Below are 17543 nucleotides of genomic sequence, written 5' to 3'. Positions count from 1 at the left end.
GTGGGAATCGTGCTGGTGACCGGGTGCTCCGGCTCGGGTAAGACGTCCGTCGCGGCCGAACTGACGCGCCGTGGGCTGGTGGCCGTGGACGCTGACACGGCGTTGGCGATGTGGCTCGACCGCGACGGGCGCCCTGTCGAGCTGCCCGACGACACCACCTTCGAATGGCTCTCCGAGCACGACTGGTCATGGGACTTGTCGCTGCTCGACGAACTCGCCGCGCGCCCGGGAACGCTGTACGTGTGCGGTAACGCGGGCAACGTCGGTAAGGCCTGGCCGCGGTTCGACCGGGCCTACCTGCTGGTCATCGACGAGGCCACGATGCTGTCCCGGCTGGACTACCCGCACCGCGACCACGACTTCGGCCGTAGTCCAGGTCAACGCGCGTGGCTCCGCGACTGGCGGCCGCGCTACCAGGCCGAGGTAGCGGGCTTGGGCGCCATTCCCGTTGACGCTACCCAGGCCCTGAACACCGTGGTCGACGAGATTACGGAGCAAGACCAGCGATGACTGCGGGCGGTGGTGCGCCTACGCTGCTCGGCGGGGGCGTGAACGCGGTCTTCGTGCGGAGCGGCGATGTTCGAGGCTACGCTCTGCACCCGGGTGAGCTGGCGGAAGGAGCCTGGCGTGGGTGAACCGGCACCGCTGGCGATCACGGTGGACGAGCGCGCGGCGGCGGTGGTGGTGTCCGTGGTCGGCCAGCTCGACTTCGGCACGACCCCGGAGCTGCTGCGGGTGGCGGCGCCGGTCGTGGACAGCGGGCGGGCCGTGGTGCTCGACCTGGGCAGGTTGTCCTTCTGCGACTCCAGCGGCCTCAGCGCGCTGGTGCGGCTGCACAAGGCGGCCGTGGCCGCCGAGGGGACGCTGACGCTCGCCGCGCTGCGCCCGCAGGTGGGGGCGACGATCACCGCGACCGCGCTGGACCGGCTGTTCAGCATCGTCGACGAGGTGCCGGGGACGGACGCCAGGTGAGCCCGAGCCGGGTGCCGGACGGGCGGACCTACGACATCACCCGGTTCGACCTCTCGGACATGGTCCGCACCGCCGCCGACCTGCGCAGACTCGCGGAACTGGCCCCGGACTTCACCTCGGCGGCGCGCGCGGTGGTGACCCGGCTGCGCGAGTGCTTCACCGACCCGGCCGGGTCGGTGCTGCCGGTGGTGCGGCTGCTCACCATCCGCTCCGGCGCGGAACTGGGGATGGACGCGGGCGCCAAGTACCTGGTGCTGGAGGCGGGCACGGAGTCCGACACTCCCCGAGTGCGCACGCTGCCTCCGGTCGAGGAGTTCGAGTCGATGCCGATGATGGCGGCCATGACTCGCGAGTTCGGTCTGACTCCCGAGGACATCCTCAACGGCGGCGGTGACGGCAACGGGTTCGGTGTGTTCCACGTGCCGGTGGCTCGCGGCAGCCGCTACATCAACGACCAGGTGTTGGTCACCACGCACGACATCGAGTCGGTGCTCGGGTTCGGCGGGGTGCTGCCGGGTGGGACGCCCTTCGCCGTGGTGCTGTACTCGCGTGTGGCGATCCCGGTGAGCACCGCCGAGCAGTTCACGGCGGTCGCGATCGGGCTGCGGGTCGGGTTGCTCGCGCACGGCGCCGAGGTGCCCGCCGAGCGGGACGCGCTGCGCCAGCACCTGACCACCCTGGAGCGGGCCTCTCGCGACCAGGCCAACGCTCTCGAAGAGGCCGTCGACCAACTCCGCGCGACGGCGGACCTCGTGGACACGCTGCAGGTCGTAGGGCGGCGGTTGACCGCGCAGCTGGACCTGGACGCGTTGGTGCAGGACGCCACCGACGCGGCGACGAAGGCCACGGGCGCGGAGTTCGGCGCGTTCTTCTACAACCTCGTGGACTCCTACGGCGAGTCTTACACGCTGTTCACGCTCTCAGGCGTGCCGAGGGCGGCGTTCGAGAAGTTCCCCATGCCGCGCAACACCAAGGTGTTCGCGCAGACGTTCAACGGCGTGGGCACCATGCGCTCCCCCGACATCACCGCCGACCCGCGCTACGGGGACAACCCGCCGTACCACGGGATGCCGGAAGGTCATCTGCCCGTGTGCAGCTACCTCGCGGTGCCGGTGATCTCACCGTCTTCCGGCGAGGTGCTGGGCGGCTTCTTCTTCGGGCACTCCGAGCCTGATCAGTTCACCGCGCGGCACGAGCAGTTGGCGGAGGGCATCGCCGGTTACAGCGCGATCGCGTTGGACAACGCGCGTCTGTTCTCCCGGCAGCGGTTCATGGCCACCGAGTTGGCCCGCAGCATGCTGCCGACGATCCCCGCCACACCGGGTCTACGCGTCCTCTCGCGCTACCTGCCCGCCTCGACAGGTGCGGAGGTGGGTGGCGACTGGTTCGACGTGATCTCGTTGCCGGTAGGGCGAACGGCGTTCGTCATCGGTGACGTCGCCGGACGCGGTGTGGCAGCGGCAGCGGTCATGGGCCAGATCCGGACAGCGGTTCGGTCTTACGCGTTGCTGGACCTGCCTCCGTCTGAGGTGCTGCGCAACAGTTCCGAGCTGGCGATAGCGACACCGGACGCGGATTTCATCACGTGCCTCTACGCGGTGCACGATCCCGCTGACGGCACGCTTACCTTCTCCAGTGCGGGTCATCCGCCTGCGGTGTACGTATCGCCGGAGGGCGTGTCGTCGCTGATCGGGCAGACGTTGGGCATGCCGCTCGGTGTTGGCACCAACTTCGGGCAGCGGCAGATCGAGTTCCCCGTGGGCGCCCGGCTTGTCCTCTACACAGACGGCTTGGTGGAGACCAGGAACGGTTACCTCAACGAGGGGATCGACGCGCTCGCTGAGGCTGTCCGCGAGATGCCCGCTGACGGCGAGGAGCTGGACGCTCTGATCACGCGCATGACAGCGGACGCGCACGCGGACGACGTGGCGCTGCTGTACGTGCGGAACGAGGGCAACAACCGCCGGGTCAGCACGCTCGTGCTCGACACGCTGCCGGACGCGGCCGCGCGAGCGCGGTCCTTCACCACCGAGCACCTGGAGCTGTGGGGGCTTGCGGCGTTGACCGACCGCGCCGTCACGATCACCAGCGAGTTGGTCACCAACGCGATCAAGCACACCGGCTCCCCCGCGGTCCTGCGACTGCACGTGGACGCGCGTGGTCTGAGCATCGACGTCAGCGACCACGGCTACACCCAGCCGCGTACGCTCCCCGCCGCGCTGGACGACGAACACCACCGCGGTCTCCACATCGTCGAGTCGTTCGCGACCCGTTGGGGCACACGCTCGACCTACGACGGGAAGTTGGTGTGGGCTGAGATAGCCCTACCGCGCCGCGGCTAGCTCCTCGCCTTCCCATGTCCGTCAGTCAACGGATGTCTCGTTCGGCGCGGAACGACAAGCTCATACCAGGACAAACCAACCCTGGAGACGAGCGATGACCGTCGAAACACCGCACCAACGCCTCACACGCAACTACGGTGAGATGCTGCAAGAGATCCGCGTCGCGCAGACCGGGGTGCAGTTCCTCTTGGCCTTCCTGCTCGCGTTGGCGTTCACGCCGCGCTTTCCCGAGATCACCGAGTTCCAGCGCACCGTCTACGTTGTCGCTCTCCTGCTCGGGGCGGCGGCGACCGCCTTGCTGATCGCCCCCGCTCCGTTCCACCGGCTCGTGTTCCGCCGCAGGCTCAAGAGCCACCTGGTGACCGCGACGGGGTGGTTCACCCTGTGCGGACTGGGTTTCCTCGTGCTCTCCCTCGGCGCGTCGATGCTGCTGATCCTGGACGTGGTGCTGGGCACCCGGCAGGCGGTGTGGCTGACGATGGGGACGGTGACGTGGTTCCTGGTGTGGTGGTTCGTCGTGCCGATGGTGAGCAGGCGGCACGGGCGGCGGCACCCGAGCCAGTCACCGGCTGGCCGGCCGCAGTCGGGTCACCCGGACGCGGGTCAACCCGACGCGCGGTAGTGGGCGGCGGCCTCCCTGGCGATATCGGTCCGGGAGGCCATGCCCAGTTTCGCGAGGATGTGCGAGACATGTGTGGCCACGGTTCGCCGCGAGAGCACCAAGCGGTCGGCTATGGCCGGATTGGACAGTCCTTGTGCGACCAACGCGGCCACTCTTGCCTCGGCCGGTGTCAGGCTGCTCCATCCGGTGCGTTCGACACGGTGGCGCACTCTCGGTCCGCGACGGATGCCGTGCGCGTGCAGCGCGGATCGCATACCTGCGGCGTCCCAGGCCGCGCCGAGTGTCTCGTAGAGGTCGTCAGCGGCGGTGAAGGCTGCCCGAGCTGACACAGAATCCTCGGCCTCGGCCCAGGCGATCGCAGCGGCGTGCAGCGCTCGCCCACGCGCGAACGGCCGCCCCGCTGCGAGGTAGTGCTCACTGGCGCGAGTCAGCGCTGCCGGGTCACGGTCGATGAGTCCTCGACAGAGAGCCGCCGCTCCAAGGCGGTGCGACACCGGTTCGTCGACCTTCTCCGCCAGCCCAGCCGTGTACTCGGCCGCGGTGAGATCACCAAGCAGCAACGCGAGACGGACTGTCTCGGGCAGGAGATCTTCCATCTCCTCAAGCTCTTGTGCTGACTCCGAGAGGCATCCCAGCAGCCCCGCCAGCGCGCGGTCGGGCTGCCCACGTCTCTCACGGTCGAGTGCCTTGGCCAGCGCCAACGAGCCGATCACCCGGTTACCGATGCCCTTGGCCGGTTCGGCCGCCGCCGCGAGGTGGGCGACGCCCGCGTCGGGATCACCGCGGTGGAACGCGATCAGCGCGGCGATGCCGTGGTCGCAGCAGGCCACGCCCGGGTCCTTGACCTCGTCGGGTAGCGCGGTCACCTCGGTCAGCGCGTCGTCCCATCGGCCGACGTCGAACAACAGCTCCCCGAGGGCACTGTGCGACTGCGCGAGCCGGATCAACCCACCTGCCTCTTCGGCGAGCGTGCGGACCGCCGTGGCGGCAGCGATGGCCTCGGGGTAGCGGTCTACATCGCCGAGCGCGACCGCCTGGTTGATCTGCAGTAAGAGCCTGAGGTCGAGTAAGGCCGGGTGGGCGTCGGTGACCGCGAGCGCCCGGTCGAACAGGGGAAGCGCCGCAGCGACGTCCCCGCGCATGACGGACACGACGGTGAGCACGTGCAGCGCCCATCCGATGGTCCACCGGTCCTCCTCGGCGGCAGCCAACGCGCGAGCGGCAACCACACCGGCCAGTTCGACTTCCCCGAGGTCACGGTGCGCGCGAGCAGTCAGCACTAACAGGCGTGCCCGGTGTCGATCAGGTAGGTCGGTGCTGGCGTCGGCGAGCGCTGCAAGAGACTCACGAGAGCGACCGGTCAGTGCTCGGCACTGCGCGAGCGTCCAGTGCAGGTCGACGATGAGGTCAGGGTCCGTCGTTACCGCTAACGCGCGGTTGGCGACTTCCTCGGCGCCGCTGGCGTCACCCATGCGGTAGCGGGCGTCAGCCAGCCTGGCGGCAAGAGGCCCGCCATCCCCACGGACGGCCCGGTCGAGGAGTCGGACGGCCATCGACGGCGACTGGGCGATCAACGCGGGCGCGGCCTCGACGAGCCAGGCCGTGGACCACGCGTCGAGTCGGGCGGTGCCTGACAGATCTACCGCGCGCAGATATTGCCGCGCGATGCGTCTGATTGGAGCGCCAGAACCAGCCAGGGCAACGGCTGCGTCGCGGTGGAGGACGGCTCTAACCGCAACTGGTAGGTCGTCGTGGATCGCGGAGCGGATCAATGGGTGGCGGAAGGCAAGCCTGTCGGCCGATTCACGCAAGACTCCGGCCGCGCGCGCTTCCTCCAACGCGTCGATCACGTCGGTGACGCGCTCTCCGAGTACACCGGCAACATCGGCGGGATCGAACTCGACACCAAGTAGTGCTGCCGCGCCGAGTACCGCTCGAACTCGCTCGGGCAGGAAGTCCAAACGGTGGGCGATAGCGGCACCCAGTGAACCCGGGGCGAGATCCGCTGTTAGTTCTGCCTCGCCCGCTTGTGCCGTGATGGCGCCGGATCTGCGGAGAGCTTCAACGAGTTCGGTCAAGTACAACGGGTTTCCCGCGGCACCATCGGCCAACGCGAGCAGGCGGGTTCCGGGGGCACCGCCCGCGAGGTCGCCGACGAGTGTGGTGACGGCGTCGTCGTCGAGTCTGTCGAGTGGGACGACGCCGGGGCCCGCGGCGCGTCTGATGGCGAGCAGCTCGGTGCCACGCGGCGCCAGTCGGGTCATTCCGAGGACCAGTAGCGGCAGGTCACGCGCGAGCCTGGCCAGGCGGCACCAGAGGGCGGCGGTAGCGCGATCTGCCCACTGGAGGTCGTCTATGACCAACACGGTCGGTGTGGCGGCGCACAGGTCGGTGATGATGGCCTGAAGTTGGCGGGACGCCGCGGCGACAGGGTCCGACGCGCCGGTCTCACCGCGCAGGAGCCGGTCAGCGGAAGCGAGCCTGGGGTCGTCACCGCGCAGGGCGTCCAGCACCGGTAAGAGCGGTAGGTCTTGGCCGAGCTCGTCGCCGTAACCCCACTTGATGACATAACCGAGCGATTCGGCTCGATTCGTGGCCGCGCGCACCAAGGTGGTCTTGCCGATCCCCGGCTCGCCCTCGACCAGCAGCGCCCGTCCCCGTCCGGCGCGCATGGCGTCGACCGCGGCGTCGAGGCGACGTCGCTGCCGGACGTGGCCAACGGACATCAGGTCAGGCTAGAAGGTGAACGAAAGGTAAACAATCATCCGTGGGTACGTCGAGCCCAATGGCCTAGCCGCAGCTCACGCACCGTGGTCGCCTGGGGTTACGCGCGCATTCACCGGTCGTTGGCGCTGGCGTGGCGCCACCGTGGCGTGGCGTTGCGACCATCGGTGCGCTCCACACCGTGCACAGCCCGTCCGGGCCGCACCGGCCGGACGGCCGACCGACGGAGAACCCCATGCGCGCCAAGCGTTCCCTTCTCGCCGCCCTCGTCGCCGCCGCGGCGCTCGTCGTCGGGGCGATCATCGCAGCCCCGGCGTCCGCGGGCACCGACCCCGGTATGACGCACAACTCCACGCCGGGCATGACGCACAACTAGCCCGTTTCACGCCTCGCCCACGCGGGTAAACACCTCTGAGTGACTGAGCGACTGGTTTCCGGGCGCTACCGTCTGGTCGAGCCACTGGGCAGCGGCGGCATGGGCGAGGTGTGGCGGGCCTACGACGAACGACTCCACCGGACGGTGGCGGTCAAGCGCATGCGGGTCCCGGTGGGACCCGAGGCGGAGCGCGTGACGCGGCTGGCGATGCGGGAAGGCCGGATCGCGGCCAGGCTGCAGCACCCTGGCGCCATCACCGTGTACGACGTGACTGACGACGACGGCAATCCCTGTCTGGTCATGGAGTACCTGCCGTCGACAAGCCTGTCTGCCGCGTTGGCGTCCACGGGGCCACTGTCCCCGGAGGAAGCTGCGCGCGTGGGTTTCGCTATCGCGGCCGCTTTAGCCGCCGCGCATGAGGCCGGGATCGTGCACCGGGATGTCAAGCCGGGCAACGTGTTGCTGGGTGAGGACGAGCGGGTCAAGATCACCGATTTCGGAATCTCCCGTTTAGCCGCCGATTCGGCTGTTACCGCTACCTCGACGGTCAAGGGCACACCGGCCTATCTGGCTCCGGAGGTCGCTCGGGGCGATGTAGCCACCTTCGCGTCGGACGTGTTCTCACTTGGTGCGACGCTCTATGCCGCCGTTGAGGGCGTGCCGCCGTTTGGGCGGGACGACAATCCCATCGCCTTGCTCTACCGGGTCTCGACAGGTGTGTTTGAGCCTCCTACCCGCGCGGGCGCTCTGACGCCGCTGTTGCTGCGCATGCTGGACGTAGATCCTGCCGCGCGACCGACGATGGCTGAGGTCCGTGACGCGCTTGATGCCGTCGAACACGATCCCATCGCGTTCGTGCCCACGCAGCAGTTGGCACCGGTCGAGCCAGTACAGGCCGAGACGATGTTGGTCGAACCGCCGGTCCAGGTCGAGGCGCGGCGGCGTCGGAAGTCCGCGCTGGTTGTCCTGGTCGCGCTCGCGGTGTTGGCGGGTGGGACTGTCGCCGCTCTAGCCCTGCTCGACGACCAGGCGTCTGGAGTCGCGGCGCCGACCTCTCCCCCGGATTCCACTCAAGCTCCGCCGCCTACGGCGCAGCCGACGACGGCTCAGCCTACGACTGCGGAGCCGACCACGACGGTCCCTCCAGCGGTCAACCCGGTAGCGCCGACACCGGGCGACCCGGCGACAGCGCTTACGGACTACTACGGCCTGATGCCCGCCGGCCTCGACAAGGGGTGGGAGCGGCTGACCGAGAAGTTCCAGCGTTACCCGGCAGGCGGGTTCGGCGGCTATCAGAACTTCTGGGGCTCGGTTCGCGATGTGCGGATCTCGGATGTGTCGTCCATCGGCGAGAACACCCTGAAGGCGACCATCGACTACCGGTTCGCCGATGGCCGGTCCGTGCGGGAGGTGCACCGTTACGTGCTGGTTAACGCCGGGGGTCAGTGGAAGATCGACCAGTCGACGGTGCTGAGCAGCCGTCCCGTCTGACGATCCGTGCGGGTACCGTGACAGGGTGGCGCGGCGTGATCACGGTGACCCGGCGGCAGATGTCGTCCTAGCCGCCGTCGCCACCGTTGTCGGGGAGCGGGATCCGCGCCCGGAGGCGGTCGCGGAAGCGGTGGGCATCGCTCTGGGGGCCGATGGGTGCGAACTACGGCTGGACGGTGTCCGCTACGCGTGGGGCGCGGGCGGTGCCGGGTTCCGCGCGGTGATCTCCCCTGGCGCTGACTTGCGCGTTCGCCCTACCCGCAGCCGGTTGGGCTCAGTGGCTGCCGTCCTGGCTCCCGTGATCGATCTGATCCGGCTCACCCGCGAGGTCGACGGACTGCGTCGCCGCGGCCATGCCGCGATCGCGGACCTGGCTGATGGCCGGTGGCGCGCCGCGGCCGAGATGGACACCGAGCGCCGCCGCATCGAACGCGATTTGCACGACGGCACCCAGCACCACCTTGTGGCCCTCCGGATGGCCGTCGCGGTCGCCGAGCACGACCCGGGGCTCCTCCCGACCCTCTCCGGCCGCCTGGACGCCGCCCAGGAGAGCCTGGTGCGCACGGCGGCGGGAATCCTGCCCCCAGCTCTCACCAAGGGCCTGGTGGCCGCCCTAGGCGCCGAACTGGCCCCACACAGCGACGTCCACCTCGACGTCTCGGCCGACCTGCCCCGCTACCCAGCCCCCGTCGAGACAGCCGTCTACTTCGTCTGCCTGGAAGCCGTCAACAACGCCCACAAACACGCCGTGGGCGCCGCCATCGACGTCCGCCTCCACCCCGCCCCAGACGGCCTCCACTTCTCCGTCCGCGACAACGGCCCCGGCTTCGAGATGAGCCGCACCAGCACCGGAAACGGCCTGGTAAACCTCACAACCCGCCTAACCGCCATCGGCGGCACAGTCCGAGTGGACTCAGGCCTGGGCAACGGCACCACGATCGCGGGCTTCATCCCGACGTGAGCCTAAAACTGTTGGCGCTGTAGTGCACCCATCGCCGACTCTTACCCCATGCAAGAACCGAAGTTCGAGATTCGCGCGGTCCATACCGAGTCAACGGTGACCGTCTACCAGGCTTACGCGCCGGTGATCGGCCTGCCTGCCGCGAAGGAAGGTCGCTTTCCCGCGGCGTGGAAGCGGGACCGGATGACGTGGATCAAACCGTCGTTCCTCTGGATGATGTACCGCTGCGGTTGGGGCGCCAGGGAAGACCAAGAGGTCGTGCTCGCGGTGGAGATCACTCGCGATGGGTTCGAGTGGGCACTCGAACACGCCTGCCTCGCACACTTCGAGGCCGGGCTCCACGCCGACCACGACGCCTGGCGCCGTCAGCTGAAGGATTCCCCCGCGCGGGTCCAGTGGGATCCGGAGCGCGACTTCCACCTACGGCCCCTCCCCCACCGCTCGCTCCAGCTGGGGCTAGCGGGAGAGGCCACACGCCGCTACGCGGACAACTGGATTGTCTCTATCACCGATGTCACGGCGCTTGCCCACACGATCCACGGCCACGTGAAGAACGACGACCTAGAGACCGCGCAGCGCCTTCTACCCGTCGAGCGCCCTTACCTCATGGACGACAGCCTGATGGCTCACCTGCGTTAAGAGCGGAGCAGCGACAGGCCTTCGCAGGTTCGGACCAGGATCAGGCAGGCGTCGCGGTGGTGGGGGCTGGTGGCGGGGTTGCTTGCGCGGGTGCGCCAAATGGCGGTGGCTGTGGTGGCGGTGTGGTGGATCTCGTCGAGGGGGGCTGTGGCGGGGAGGCCTAGGCGGATGTGGGGGGCGCGGCCGTTGGCGCCTAGGAGGCGTTCGGCGTCTATGGGGAGGGTGAGGAGGCCGGTTTCCAGCTCGTTGAGCAGCGCGAGCTCGGCAAGCTCATGGGCGTCAGCCTCGATGCGGTCTAAGAGGCGGGCCAGGGGTTCGGGGCGGGGGGCTCTGCGCGCGGCGGCTAGGACTGAGCGGGCGGTGATGAGGTCGGCTCGTTCTATGACGCGGCGGCGTAAGAGGCTGGGGAGGTCTTCGGTGCCGACGATGATGTCGACCTTGTCGCGGAAGGTGCGGAGGAAGGTGGGGTCTGGCCGCGAGAGGACGACGACGTCGTAGCCGGATACCGCGGTCGGTAGCGCGGGCACGTCCACCAAAGTCATGTGGCGCAGGATGTCCGCAGGCCACCGGATCACGAGCCGGTCCGCGTCAGCAGGGCGGGTGATGCCCGCGACGGAGACCGGAGTGGTCACCGGTGGCAGGCCCGGTCGGTGGAAGGTGACGTCGCGGGTGCGGCCGTGGACGTACCAGGTGATGGCGCCGTCCGCGGCGAAGGCGTACCCGGTGAGGAGTTCGACCGCGCGGGAAGAGTCCACCAACGCGACCGTAGGCGGCTGGTCGAGGCGGTCGGCGATCTCGGCCCAACCCGCCACGGACTCCCGCACCGCCGTAGTCACCAGGTCACGCACTCGGGCCAAGAGGGTCCCCTCGGCGTAGGCAGGCGCAACGACAGCCGTTCCGTCCAGACGCTCTGGCAGCCAGATCCGGACAAGAGCCCGCCCGTTGGCCACCCAGGTATCCAGCACGCCACCGAAAGCGGCCAACCGGTCCGCGTCGTCCTTCAGCGCCCCGCGCAGTTCCGCCGCAGTCAGCCGGGGAGTGCTATCCGTGAAAGTCAGCGTCAACGCACCGTTCGCACGCGACAGTGCCACCCCGACAGGTTCGTGCGAGGTCCCCTCGGCCAGCAGCGACATCACGGCAGCAGCAGCGTGGTAGATCCCGGACTCGACCTCCCACCCCACCCGGCGCCCCAGATCACCAGCGAAGTGGACGGGGCGTGGAAGGTCAGCGGCCAGTTCCTCAAGCGCGGCAAGCGGTCCACGCTCGGGCAGCATCGCCGGGTGCACGCCGCGAACCACGGTCCGGAAACGGTCGATCACGTCGTCAAGCGCGGTACGGAACGACGTCAACGCGCGCGCGGTATCGCTACCGGCGTGGTCCAGGTCTGCCAGTAAGGACCGCAGGTCGGTGAACTCACGGGTCGTGACCGAGGTCAGTGCCCCCGCGATCCGCCGACGCTCAAGGTCACGTACCTCGGCAAGCCTCTCCCGTGCGGCGCGCGCGTCGGCCTCTAGTACCTGGACCCGCTCGGTGAGCCGCTCGCGTTCCGCGCGGAGCCGTTCGTCCGCAGCCAGCAGAGCGATCCGGTGCGCTGTTCGGCGTAACCGCTCCTGGTCGCCCGGACCTGCATCCGATAGCGCTACCGCTCCCCCGCTGGGGACACGCTCCACAACACCCGGGATCGCCTCTATGCGGTCGGCGGGCGCGGCGGAACCTGGCCAAGAGGCGACAAGGGTCAGCCCGTCGCCGTCCGGGGCGTAGTAGGCGGCGGCGTGGCCGGTCGACTCGGCCAGGTCGCGGATCAGCGCCTCGAAACCCACGCCGCTACCCGTCGATCCGCCTGGCCCGCAGGTACGCCAGCACGGCGAGGACCCTGCGGTGGTGGACGCTGGGGTCGCCGGGCAGGTCGAGCTTGGTGAAGATGGCCGCGATGTGCTTCTCCACGGCTTTCGCGGAGATGAACAGCTCGCCCGCGATGGCGTTGTTGGTGCGCCCCTCCGCCATGAGCCGCAGCACGTCGTGCTCGCGTTCGCTGAGCGCCCCGACCGGTCCCGCGCCGCCCGCGGGCCGCTCCACCAGCCGCTTGGCCAGCGACGGTTCGATCACGATCTCGCCGTCGGCGAGCCGGGTGAGGGTGTCGTCGAGGACCTGGACGCCCGCGACCTTCTCCTTGAGCCGGTACCCGACGCCCTCGGTGCCGATCTCCAGGACCCGCATCAGGTAGTGCGTCTCGGCGTAGTGCGACAGCAGGAGCAGGCCGGTCTCGGGCCGCAGCGCCCGGACCCGTTCGGCGGTGGCCAGGCCGCCGTCCGGCTCGGGCGGCATGCGGATGTCGAGGATGGCGACGTCGACCGGGTCGGTGGCCACCAGGGCGACCAGCTTGTCGCCGTCCGGGACCGACCCGACGACCTCGTGGCCCGCGGCGCGCAGCAGCATGACCAGGCCCTCGCGGAACAGGGCGCCGTCGTCGGCGATGGCTACCCGCACACGCGCTCCTCGGTGACGTCGACCCACACCGAGCCGAGTCCCCGGCGTACCCGCACGTCGACGTGGGTGTCGCGGGGCACGGACCGCAGGTGGTCGGCGACGGCGAGGCACGCGGCGGCCGCGGTAGCCCTGTCGACCGGGTCGCTGTGCACGGCGAGGGCCACCCCTTGGCGCTCCGCTACCGCGTGCAGCGCCGGTTCGAACCCGTCGCTGGACAGCACGGGCGGGTAGAGCGCGCCGCCGATCTCGCGCAGTTCGGCGAGCACCGCGGCGAGCGAGCCCTGGAGTTCGTCTATGCGCCCGTTGAGCGTGGGGTTGTCGGGGAGGTCCACGGACAACAACCCTAGCTCCACCGACAGGGCCGCGACCCGCTGCGCGGGGCCGTCGTTGAGGTCGCGCTCCAGTCCCCGACGCAGCGCGCAGGTGGTCGGGTCCACCGGGCGCAACCGCACCGTGCGGACCCGCCGCCACCAGCGCGTGATCGGGTTCATCGGACCATGGTGCGGTCGGAGTGTCAGTTCGGGCAACAGGGGTTGCCCTCTAGCCGGGTAGGGATATCCCTACCCGAACGCGCGAGGATAGAGTCAACTACCGGAGCAGGGCTGTCGCCCGCGCGGACTGGGAGAACTCCATGGGCCACGGCCTCGGCATCGACCTCGGCACCACTTTCACCGGAGCCGCCATAGTCGGTCCGACTGGTCGTGGTGTCTCGGCCGGAGGCCCCCATCACGCCGCCGGAGGCCCCAATCGCACCGACGGAGGCCCCAGTACCACGACAATGGTGCCATTGGGTCGCGACGGAGTTGTTGAGCCCTCGGCTGTTTACGCGTCGGTTGACGGGACATTGCTGACAGGTGACGCGGCGATGGACGCGGTACGGGTCGAGCCTCACCGATTGGTGCGGGGGTTCAAACGCAGGTTGGGTGACCCGACGCCGCTGGTGGTGGGCGGTGCCCCTTACTCCCCCGCAGCGCTCTTAGCCGCGCAACTGAAGTCGGTTGTCGCGCGCGTGACGGCCACCATCGGCACCGCGCCGGAGTCGATAGTGCTCACTTGCCCGGCGGTGTGGGGACCGTACCGGCGCGAGCACTTCGACGAGGTCCCGCGCCTGGCTGGGTTATCCGGCGCGATCATGGTCACCGAGCCCGAGGCGGCGGCCACGCACTACGCGGCCGAGCGCCGGTTGGGTGTCGGTGAACTCGTCGCGGTGTACGACCTCGGCGGTGGGACTTTCGACACGACGATCCTGCGGGCGCGCGAGGACGGCATGGAGATCGTCGGCACGCCGGAGGGCATCGAACGCCTGGGCGGCATGGACTTCGACGAGGCGCTGTTCGCCCATGTGGACGCCCAGGTCGGCGGGGTGCTCGCCGACCTGGACCCGGCGGACCCCGAGGCGGCGGCCGTGCTCGCGGCGACCAGGGCGGCCTGTGTGCGGGCCAAGGAGGAGCTCTCGATCGAGCCGGACGTGACGGTGCGGGTGCCGTTGCTGTCGGGTCTGCGCGAGGTCGTGGTGACCCGCCTGGCGTTCAACGAGATGATCCGCCCATCGGTGGACCTGACCGTGGAGGCCTTGCACCGCACGATCTCGTCGGCGGGTCTCACGCCAAGAGACCTCGCGGCGGTGTTGTTGGCGGGTGGGTCGTCCCGCATCCCGTTGGTGGACCAGGTGGTGTCTGCCGCGTTCGGTAGGCCTGTGCGCACCGGCCTGCATCCGAAGTTCACAGTTGCCCTAGGTGCCGCCGCGATCGCTGCGCGACGGATAGCGCCAACGCCCACGTTCATCCCGTCGCCGGTTCCGCGGCCGAAGGTGAATCGGCGGAAGGTCTTGGTCCCAGCGGCGGCTGTTGTCGCTGCTGTGCTCGTCGGTGGCGGCATCACTGTCTTTGCCAGCAATACCAACGAGTCTTCGTCGTCAGCGCTGCCTGAGGCGATCATCGGCGCGAGCACGGGTACGCCAACTGTCTCGGGCACGATCAACGGTGTCGGTCGGCGCCCACGCGGCGTGGCCGTGTCGGGGTCGAAGGTCTATGTACCGAGCAGCGTGTCCAACACGGTGTCGGTGATTGACCGGGCCTCGCAGAAGGTCATCAAGGCGATCCCTGTGTCAGCGCCACCGCAGTACGTAGCGGTCAACGGGAACAAGGCGTTCGTGACGCTTCTTAACCCCAGCAACGCTGTCGCGGTCATCGACATCGCGCGGGACGAGGTGGTCACGACCGTTCCGGCGGGCAAGGGCCTGTTCGTCCCGGACGTGACCGCGGATGGCAAGAGGCTGCTGATCCCCGATCAGGACACCGCGCAGATCCTGGAGTTGGAGTCCGAGGGGACCGTGGCGACACCGTTCGCGAAGGCGCCGACCGGGTCACGCGGGCTGGTCGTGGACCGCAACCGGGTGTACGTGGTCAGTGTGGAGCTCAGCCAGGTCACCATCCTCGACTTGGAGAGCCATCGGCTGCTCGGGTCGGTGCGTGTGGGTAAGAGCAGCATCGGTCTAGCTGTGTCACCGGACGGTAAGACCCTCTATACAGCCAACTTCGACGAGAACACGGTGTCGGTAGTGGACACGGACTCGCAGAAGGTCACCGACACCATCGACGTGGGCGAGCGTCCGATGGCGGTAGCGGTAGCTCCTGACGGTAAGCATGTCTATGTCGCGAACAACGGGTCGGGGACCGTGTCGGTCATCGAGTCCGGCAGCAACAGGGTGACCGCGACCGTCAAGGTGGGGCGTGAACCGTGGTTCCTGGCCGTGTCCCCTGACGGTGGGGAGACCTACGTGACCAACACTCTCAGCGACTCGGTCACCATCCTGAAGACCGGCGTCTAGGCCGCGAAGAGGGTGGCGCGGGATCCGCGCCACCCTCTTGCTGCTAGGACGCGATCAGGCTGACGTCATCGAAGACGAACGCGGTCCCGGCCGCGAAGTCCTCCATTCCGTCGAAGGACAGCACGATGGGCTGCCCGGAGTAAGCGCCGACAGGGAAGGTCTTGAGGCCGAAGGTGCCCGCGTCGACGTTGCTGTAAGTGGCCAGGACGGTGTTACCGGCCCAGACGGTCACGGTGTCGAAGATGACCGGGTCGGTCTCCTCGGTCACGATCTTCAGGTAGAACGACAGTGTCGAGTGGACACAACCGGCGGGGATGACGACGGCTTGGTTGAGCATGTTGTCGGAGTCGACGCCGTGGCCGTTCAGGGCGGCGGCCCTGGTGCCGGTGCGCGGCGCGTTGGCCCCGCTCCAGACACCGATGGTCTGCGTGTCGCCGGACCACGACGCCCGCCCCGACTCGAACCCGCCGTTGAGGATCTTCTGCCCCGGGCTGGAGCAGGCGCCCGCAGCGGGGGTCACGTTGATCGGGAACGTGGTGGGGAGCGCGCGGTTCGCTGCGTCGGTGGTGGTCACGGTGACGTTGTAGTTCGAGGCCGTGGTGGGCGTGCCCGAGATGACACCGGTGTTGAGGTTGATGGTCAGGCCAGGGGGCAGCGTCGTGGCAGTCCACTTGTACGGGGCGGTGCCACCGGTGGCGGTGAGCGTCTGCGAGTACGCGGTCCCCACGCGTGCAGCTCGGAAGCCGGGGTTGGCGACTACGGGATAGCCCGGCCGGTTCCCGGTGTTCGTAGCCAGCAGCCGATTGGGTGTACTGACGCGGGCAGCCGTAACGCGGTTGGTCGATGCGTCGAGTAGGAGGGCTTCGGCTGCCCTAGCCGGGGTCAAGGTCGGTTCGGCGGCCAAGAGCAGCGCGACCGCACCGGTCACGTGCGGCGCGGCCATAGAGGTGCCGTCGAGGATCTCGGTGGCGGTGTCGCTGGAGTTCCAGGTAGAGGCGATGCTCTCACCGGGGGCATAGATGTCGACGCAGGAGCCGTAGTTCGAGAAGTCGGCCGAGCGGTCGTTGATGGTGGTCGCGGCGACCGTGATGGCCTCCGGCGTGCGGGCCGGGGTGTGGTTGCAGGCGTCCTCGGTGTCGTTGCCCGCGGAGATGGAGTAGACGATGCCGTCCTTGATGGAGTTGCGGACGGCGTCCTCCCAGGCCTGATTCGTCCCGGCAGCGCCAAGGCTGACGTTGGCGACCGCAGGGCCGGTGGTGTGGTGCGCGGTCACCCAGTCCAGGCCCGCGATGAAGGACGCGCTGGTGCCGTCCCCGTCGCAGTTGAGCACCTTGACCGCGATCAGCTTGATGGCCTTGGCGACGCCGTAGGTGCTACCGCCGATCGTTCCCGCTACGTGCGTGCCGTGGCCCGCGCAGTCGGTGTTGTTGCCGTCCCCGAGGGTGTTCGTTCCCCATGTCGCTCGTCCGCCGAAGTCCTGGTGCGTAGTGCGGATTCCGGAGTCGATGACGTAAGCGGTGACGTTGGAGGCGGTGTTGGTCGGGTAGTTGTAGGTGTTGTCACCCGGCCGATCGCGCTGGTCGACGCGGTCCAGGCCCCACGGCGGGTTGTCCTGGACGCCGTCGGCCTTGACCTTGAGGTCTTGGCTCACGTAGGCCACGGCCGGGTCGGCGGCGATCTTGCGCGCGGTGTCTGCGGTGAACCGGCCCGCGAACCCGTTGAGCGCGTGGCGGTAGGTGTGCGTCAATTGTGCGCCATAGCGGGATGCCACCGTCGCCGCGGTGGTGGAGGCCGCTGACCTCGCTCCCGGCGCTTCCTTGAACACGACGATGTAGCTGCCGTCGATGACGCTGGATTCCTTTGTGGGCGGCTTCGCCGGACGGTTGGACGCGCTCGAAGCGGTGGGCACCAACACCGACAGGCTCGCGATGAGCACTACCACAAGCGATAACCGTCTACGCCTCTTTTGCTCGTACAAGTAGATTCCTCCCCCTTACGCCGCAGCGCAACAGCTGCGGTCCGGACAAGGCTCACATCCCTTGTCCGGCCGCACAACCCGCCGATCGGGCAGGCCAATCCGGCGTAATGGGTACCTGCTA

General features: G+C 68.9%; 14 protein-coding genes. 9 read left to right on the top strand and 5 right to left on the bottom strand.

What is annotated here, in order from left to right:
• The 4 genes from BMY07_RS00640 to BMY07_RS00625 all read left to right on the top strand — a co-directional run bounded on the left by BMY07_RS00640 (position 1) and on the right by BMY07_RS00625 (position 3936).
• Positions 1 to 510 (top strand): ATP-binding protein, encoded by a 510-nt coding sequence (locus BMY07_RS00640; RefSeq protein WP_092774411.1) that lies wholly within the window; start codon positions 1 to 3, stop codon positions 508 to 510.
• A gap of 117 nt (positions 511 to 627) precedes the next feature.
• Positions 628 to 972, top strand: coding sequence for an STAS domain-containing protein (locus BMY07_RS00635; RefSeq protein ID WP_177215364.1), 345 nt, complete (start codon positions 628 to 630; stop codon positions 970 to 972).
• A complete protein-coding gene (locus tag BMY07_RS00630) occupies positions 969 to 3314 on the top strand; it encodes an ATP-binding SpoIIE family protein phosphatase (protein ID WP_245782105.1) in 2346 nt (781 codons plus the stop codon). The genes BMY07_RS00635 and BMY07_RS00630 overlap by 4 nt, the downstream gene beginning before the upstream one ends.
• Before the next feature lie 94 nt (positions 3315 to 3408).
• Entirely contained in the window at positions 3409 to 3936 is a 528-nt protein-coding gene (locus BMY07_RS00625; protein ID WP_177215363.1) for a DUF6328 family protein, read from the top strand.
• Here BMY07_RS00625 and BMY07_RS00620 read toward each other — a convergent pair.
• Positions 3918 to 6662, bottom strand: coding sequence for an ATP-binding protein (locus BMY07_RS00620; RefSeq protein ID WP_092774409.1), 2745 nt, complete (start codon positions 6660 to 6662; stop codon positions 3918 to 3920). The two genes, BMY07_RS00625 and BMY07_RS00620, sit on opposite strands and share 19 nt — an antisense overlap.
• A gap of 233 nt (positions 6663 to 6895) precedes the next feature.
• On the opposite strand from BMY07_RS00620, the gene BMY07_RS34020 reads away from it, so the two are divergent.
• From BMY07_RS34020 to BMY07_RS00600, 4 genes are read left to right on the top strand one after another with little or no spacing between them, the layout of a single operon-like run.
• The gene (locus BMY07_RS34020) at positions 6896 to 7036 is read left to right on the top strand and encodes a hypothetical protein (protein ID WP_177215362.1); all 141 of its coding nucleotides are present in this window, start codon (positions 6896 to 6898) and stop codon (positions 7034 to 7036) included.
• A gap of 39 nt (positions 7037 to 7075) precedes the next feature.
• Positions 7076 to 8527: a protein kinase domain-containing protein gene (locus tag BMY07_RS00610; RefSeq protein WP_245782104.1), complete on the top strand. Its 1452-nt coding sequence runs from the start codon at positions 7076 to 7078 to the stop codon at positions 8525 to 8527.
• A 25-nt stretch (positions 8528 to 8552) separates the two neighbouring features.
• Positions 8553 to 9488, top strand: a complete 936-nt coding sequence (locus BMY07_RS00605; RefSeq protein WP_092774407.1) for a sensor histidine kinase — start codon at positions 8553 to 8555, stop codon at positions 9486 to 9488.
• Between the two features lie 48 nt (positions 9489 to 9536).
• A complete protein-coding gene (locus tag BMY07_RS00600; RefSeq protein ID WP_092774406.1) occupies positions 9537 to 10127 on the top strand; it encodes a DUF4291 domain-containing protein in 591 nt (196 codons plus the stop codon).
• Here the strand turns inward: BMY07_RS00600 and BMY07_RS00595 are convergent.
• The 3 genes from BMY07_RS00595 to BMY07_RS00585 are packed head-to-tail and all read right to left on the bottom strand — an operon-like array spanning position 10124 to position 13105.
• Positions 10124 to 11947 carry a sensor histidine kinase gene (locus BMY07_RS00595; protein WP_092774405.1) on the bottom strand — a complete coding sequence of 608 codons (1824 nt, stop codon included), beginning with the start codon at positions 11945 to 11947 and terminating at the stop codon, positions 10124 to 10126. The genes BMY07_RS00600 and BMY07_RS00595 overlap by 4 nt on opposite strands.
• A 4-nt stretch (positions 11948 to 11951) precedes the next feature.
• Positions 11952 to 12614 (bottom strand): response regulator transcription factor, encoded by a 663-nt coding sequence (locus BMY07_RS00590; RefSeq protein ID WP_092774404.1) that lies wholly within the window; start codon positions 12612 to 12614, stop codon positions 11952 to 11954.
• Entirely contained in the window at positions 12605 to 13105 is a 501-nt protein-coding gene (locus BMY07_RS00585) for a histidine kinase (RefSeq protein WP_092774403.1), read from the bottom strand. The genes BMY07_RS00590 and BMY07_RS00585 overlap by 10 nt, the downstream gene beginning before the upstream one ends.
• 407 nt (positions 13106 to 13512) lie before the next feature.
• On the opposite strand from BMY07_RS00585, the gene BMY07_RS00580 reads away from it, so the two are divergent.
• Entirely contained in the window at positions 13513 to 15444 is a 1932-nt protein-coding gene (locus tag BMY07_RS00580) for an Hsp70 family protein (protein ID WP_177215361.1), read from the top strand.
• 43 nt (positions 15445 to 15487) lie between these two features.
• Here the strand turns inward: BMY07_RS00580 and BMY07_RS34015 are convergent, their stop codons facing one another.
• On the bottom strand, positions 15488 to 17386 hold the full coding sequence (locus tag BMY07_RS34015) for a S8 family peptidase (protein ID WP_177215360.1): 1899 nt from the start codon (positions 17384 to 17386) through the stop codon (positions 15488 to 15490).
• Positions 17387 to 17543 lie beyond the last annotated feature (157 nt).

The organism is Actinokineospora terrae (assembly GCF_900111175.1).
In the GTDB taxonomy this organism is placed as follows: domain Bacteria; phylum Actinomycetota; class Actinomycetes; order Mycobacteriales; family Pseudonocardiaceae; genus Actinokineospora; species Actinokineospora terrae.
The sequence above is the reverse complement of the archived record's forward strand: the minus strand, read 5'-3'. Positions and strand labels throughout refer to the sequence as shown.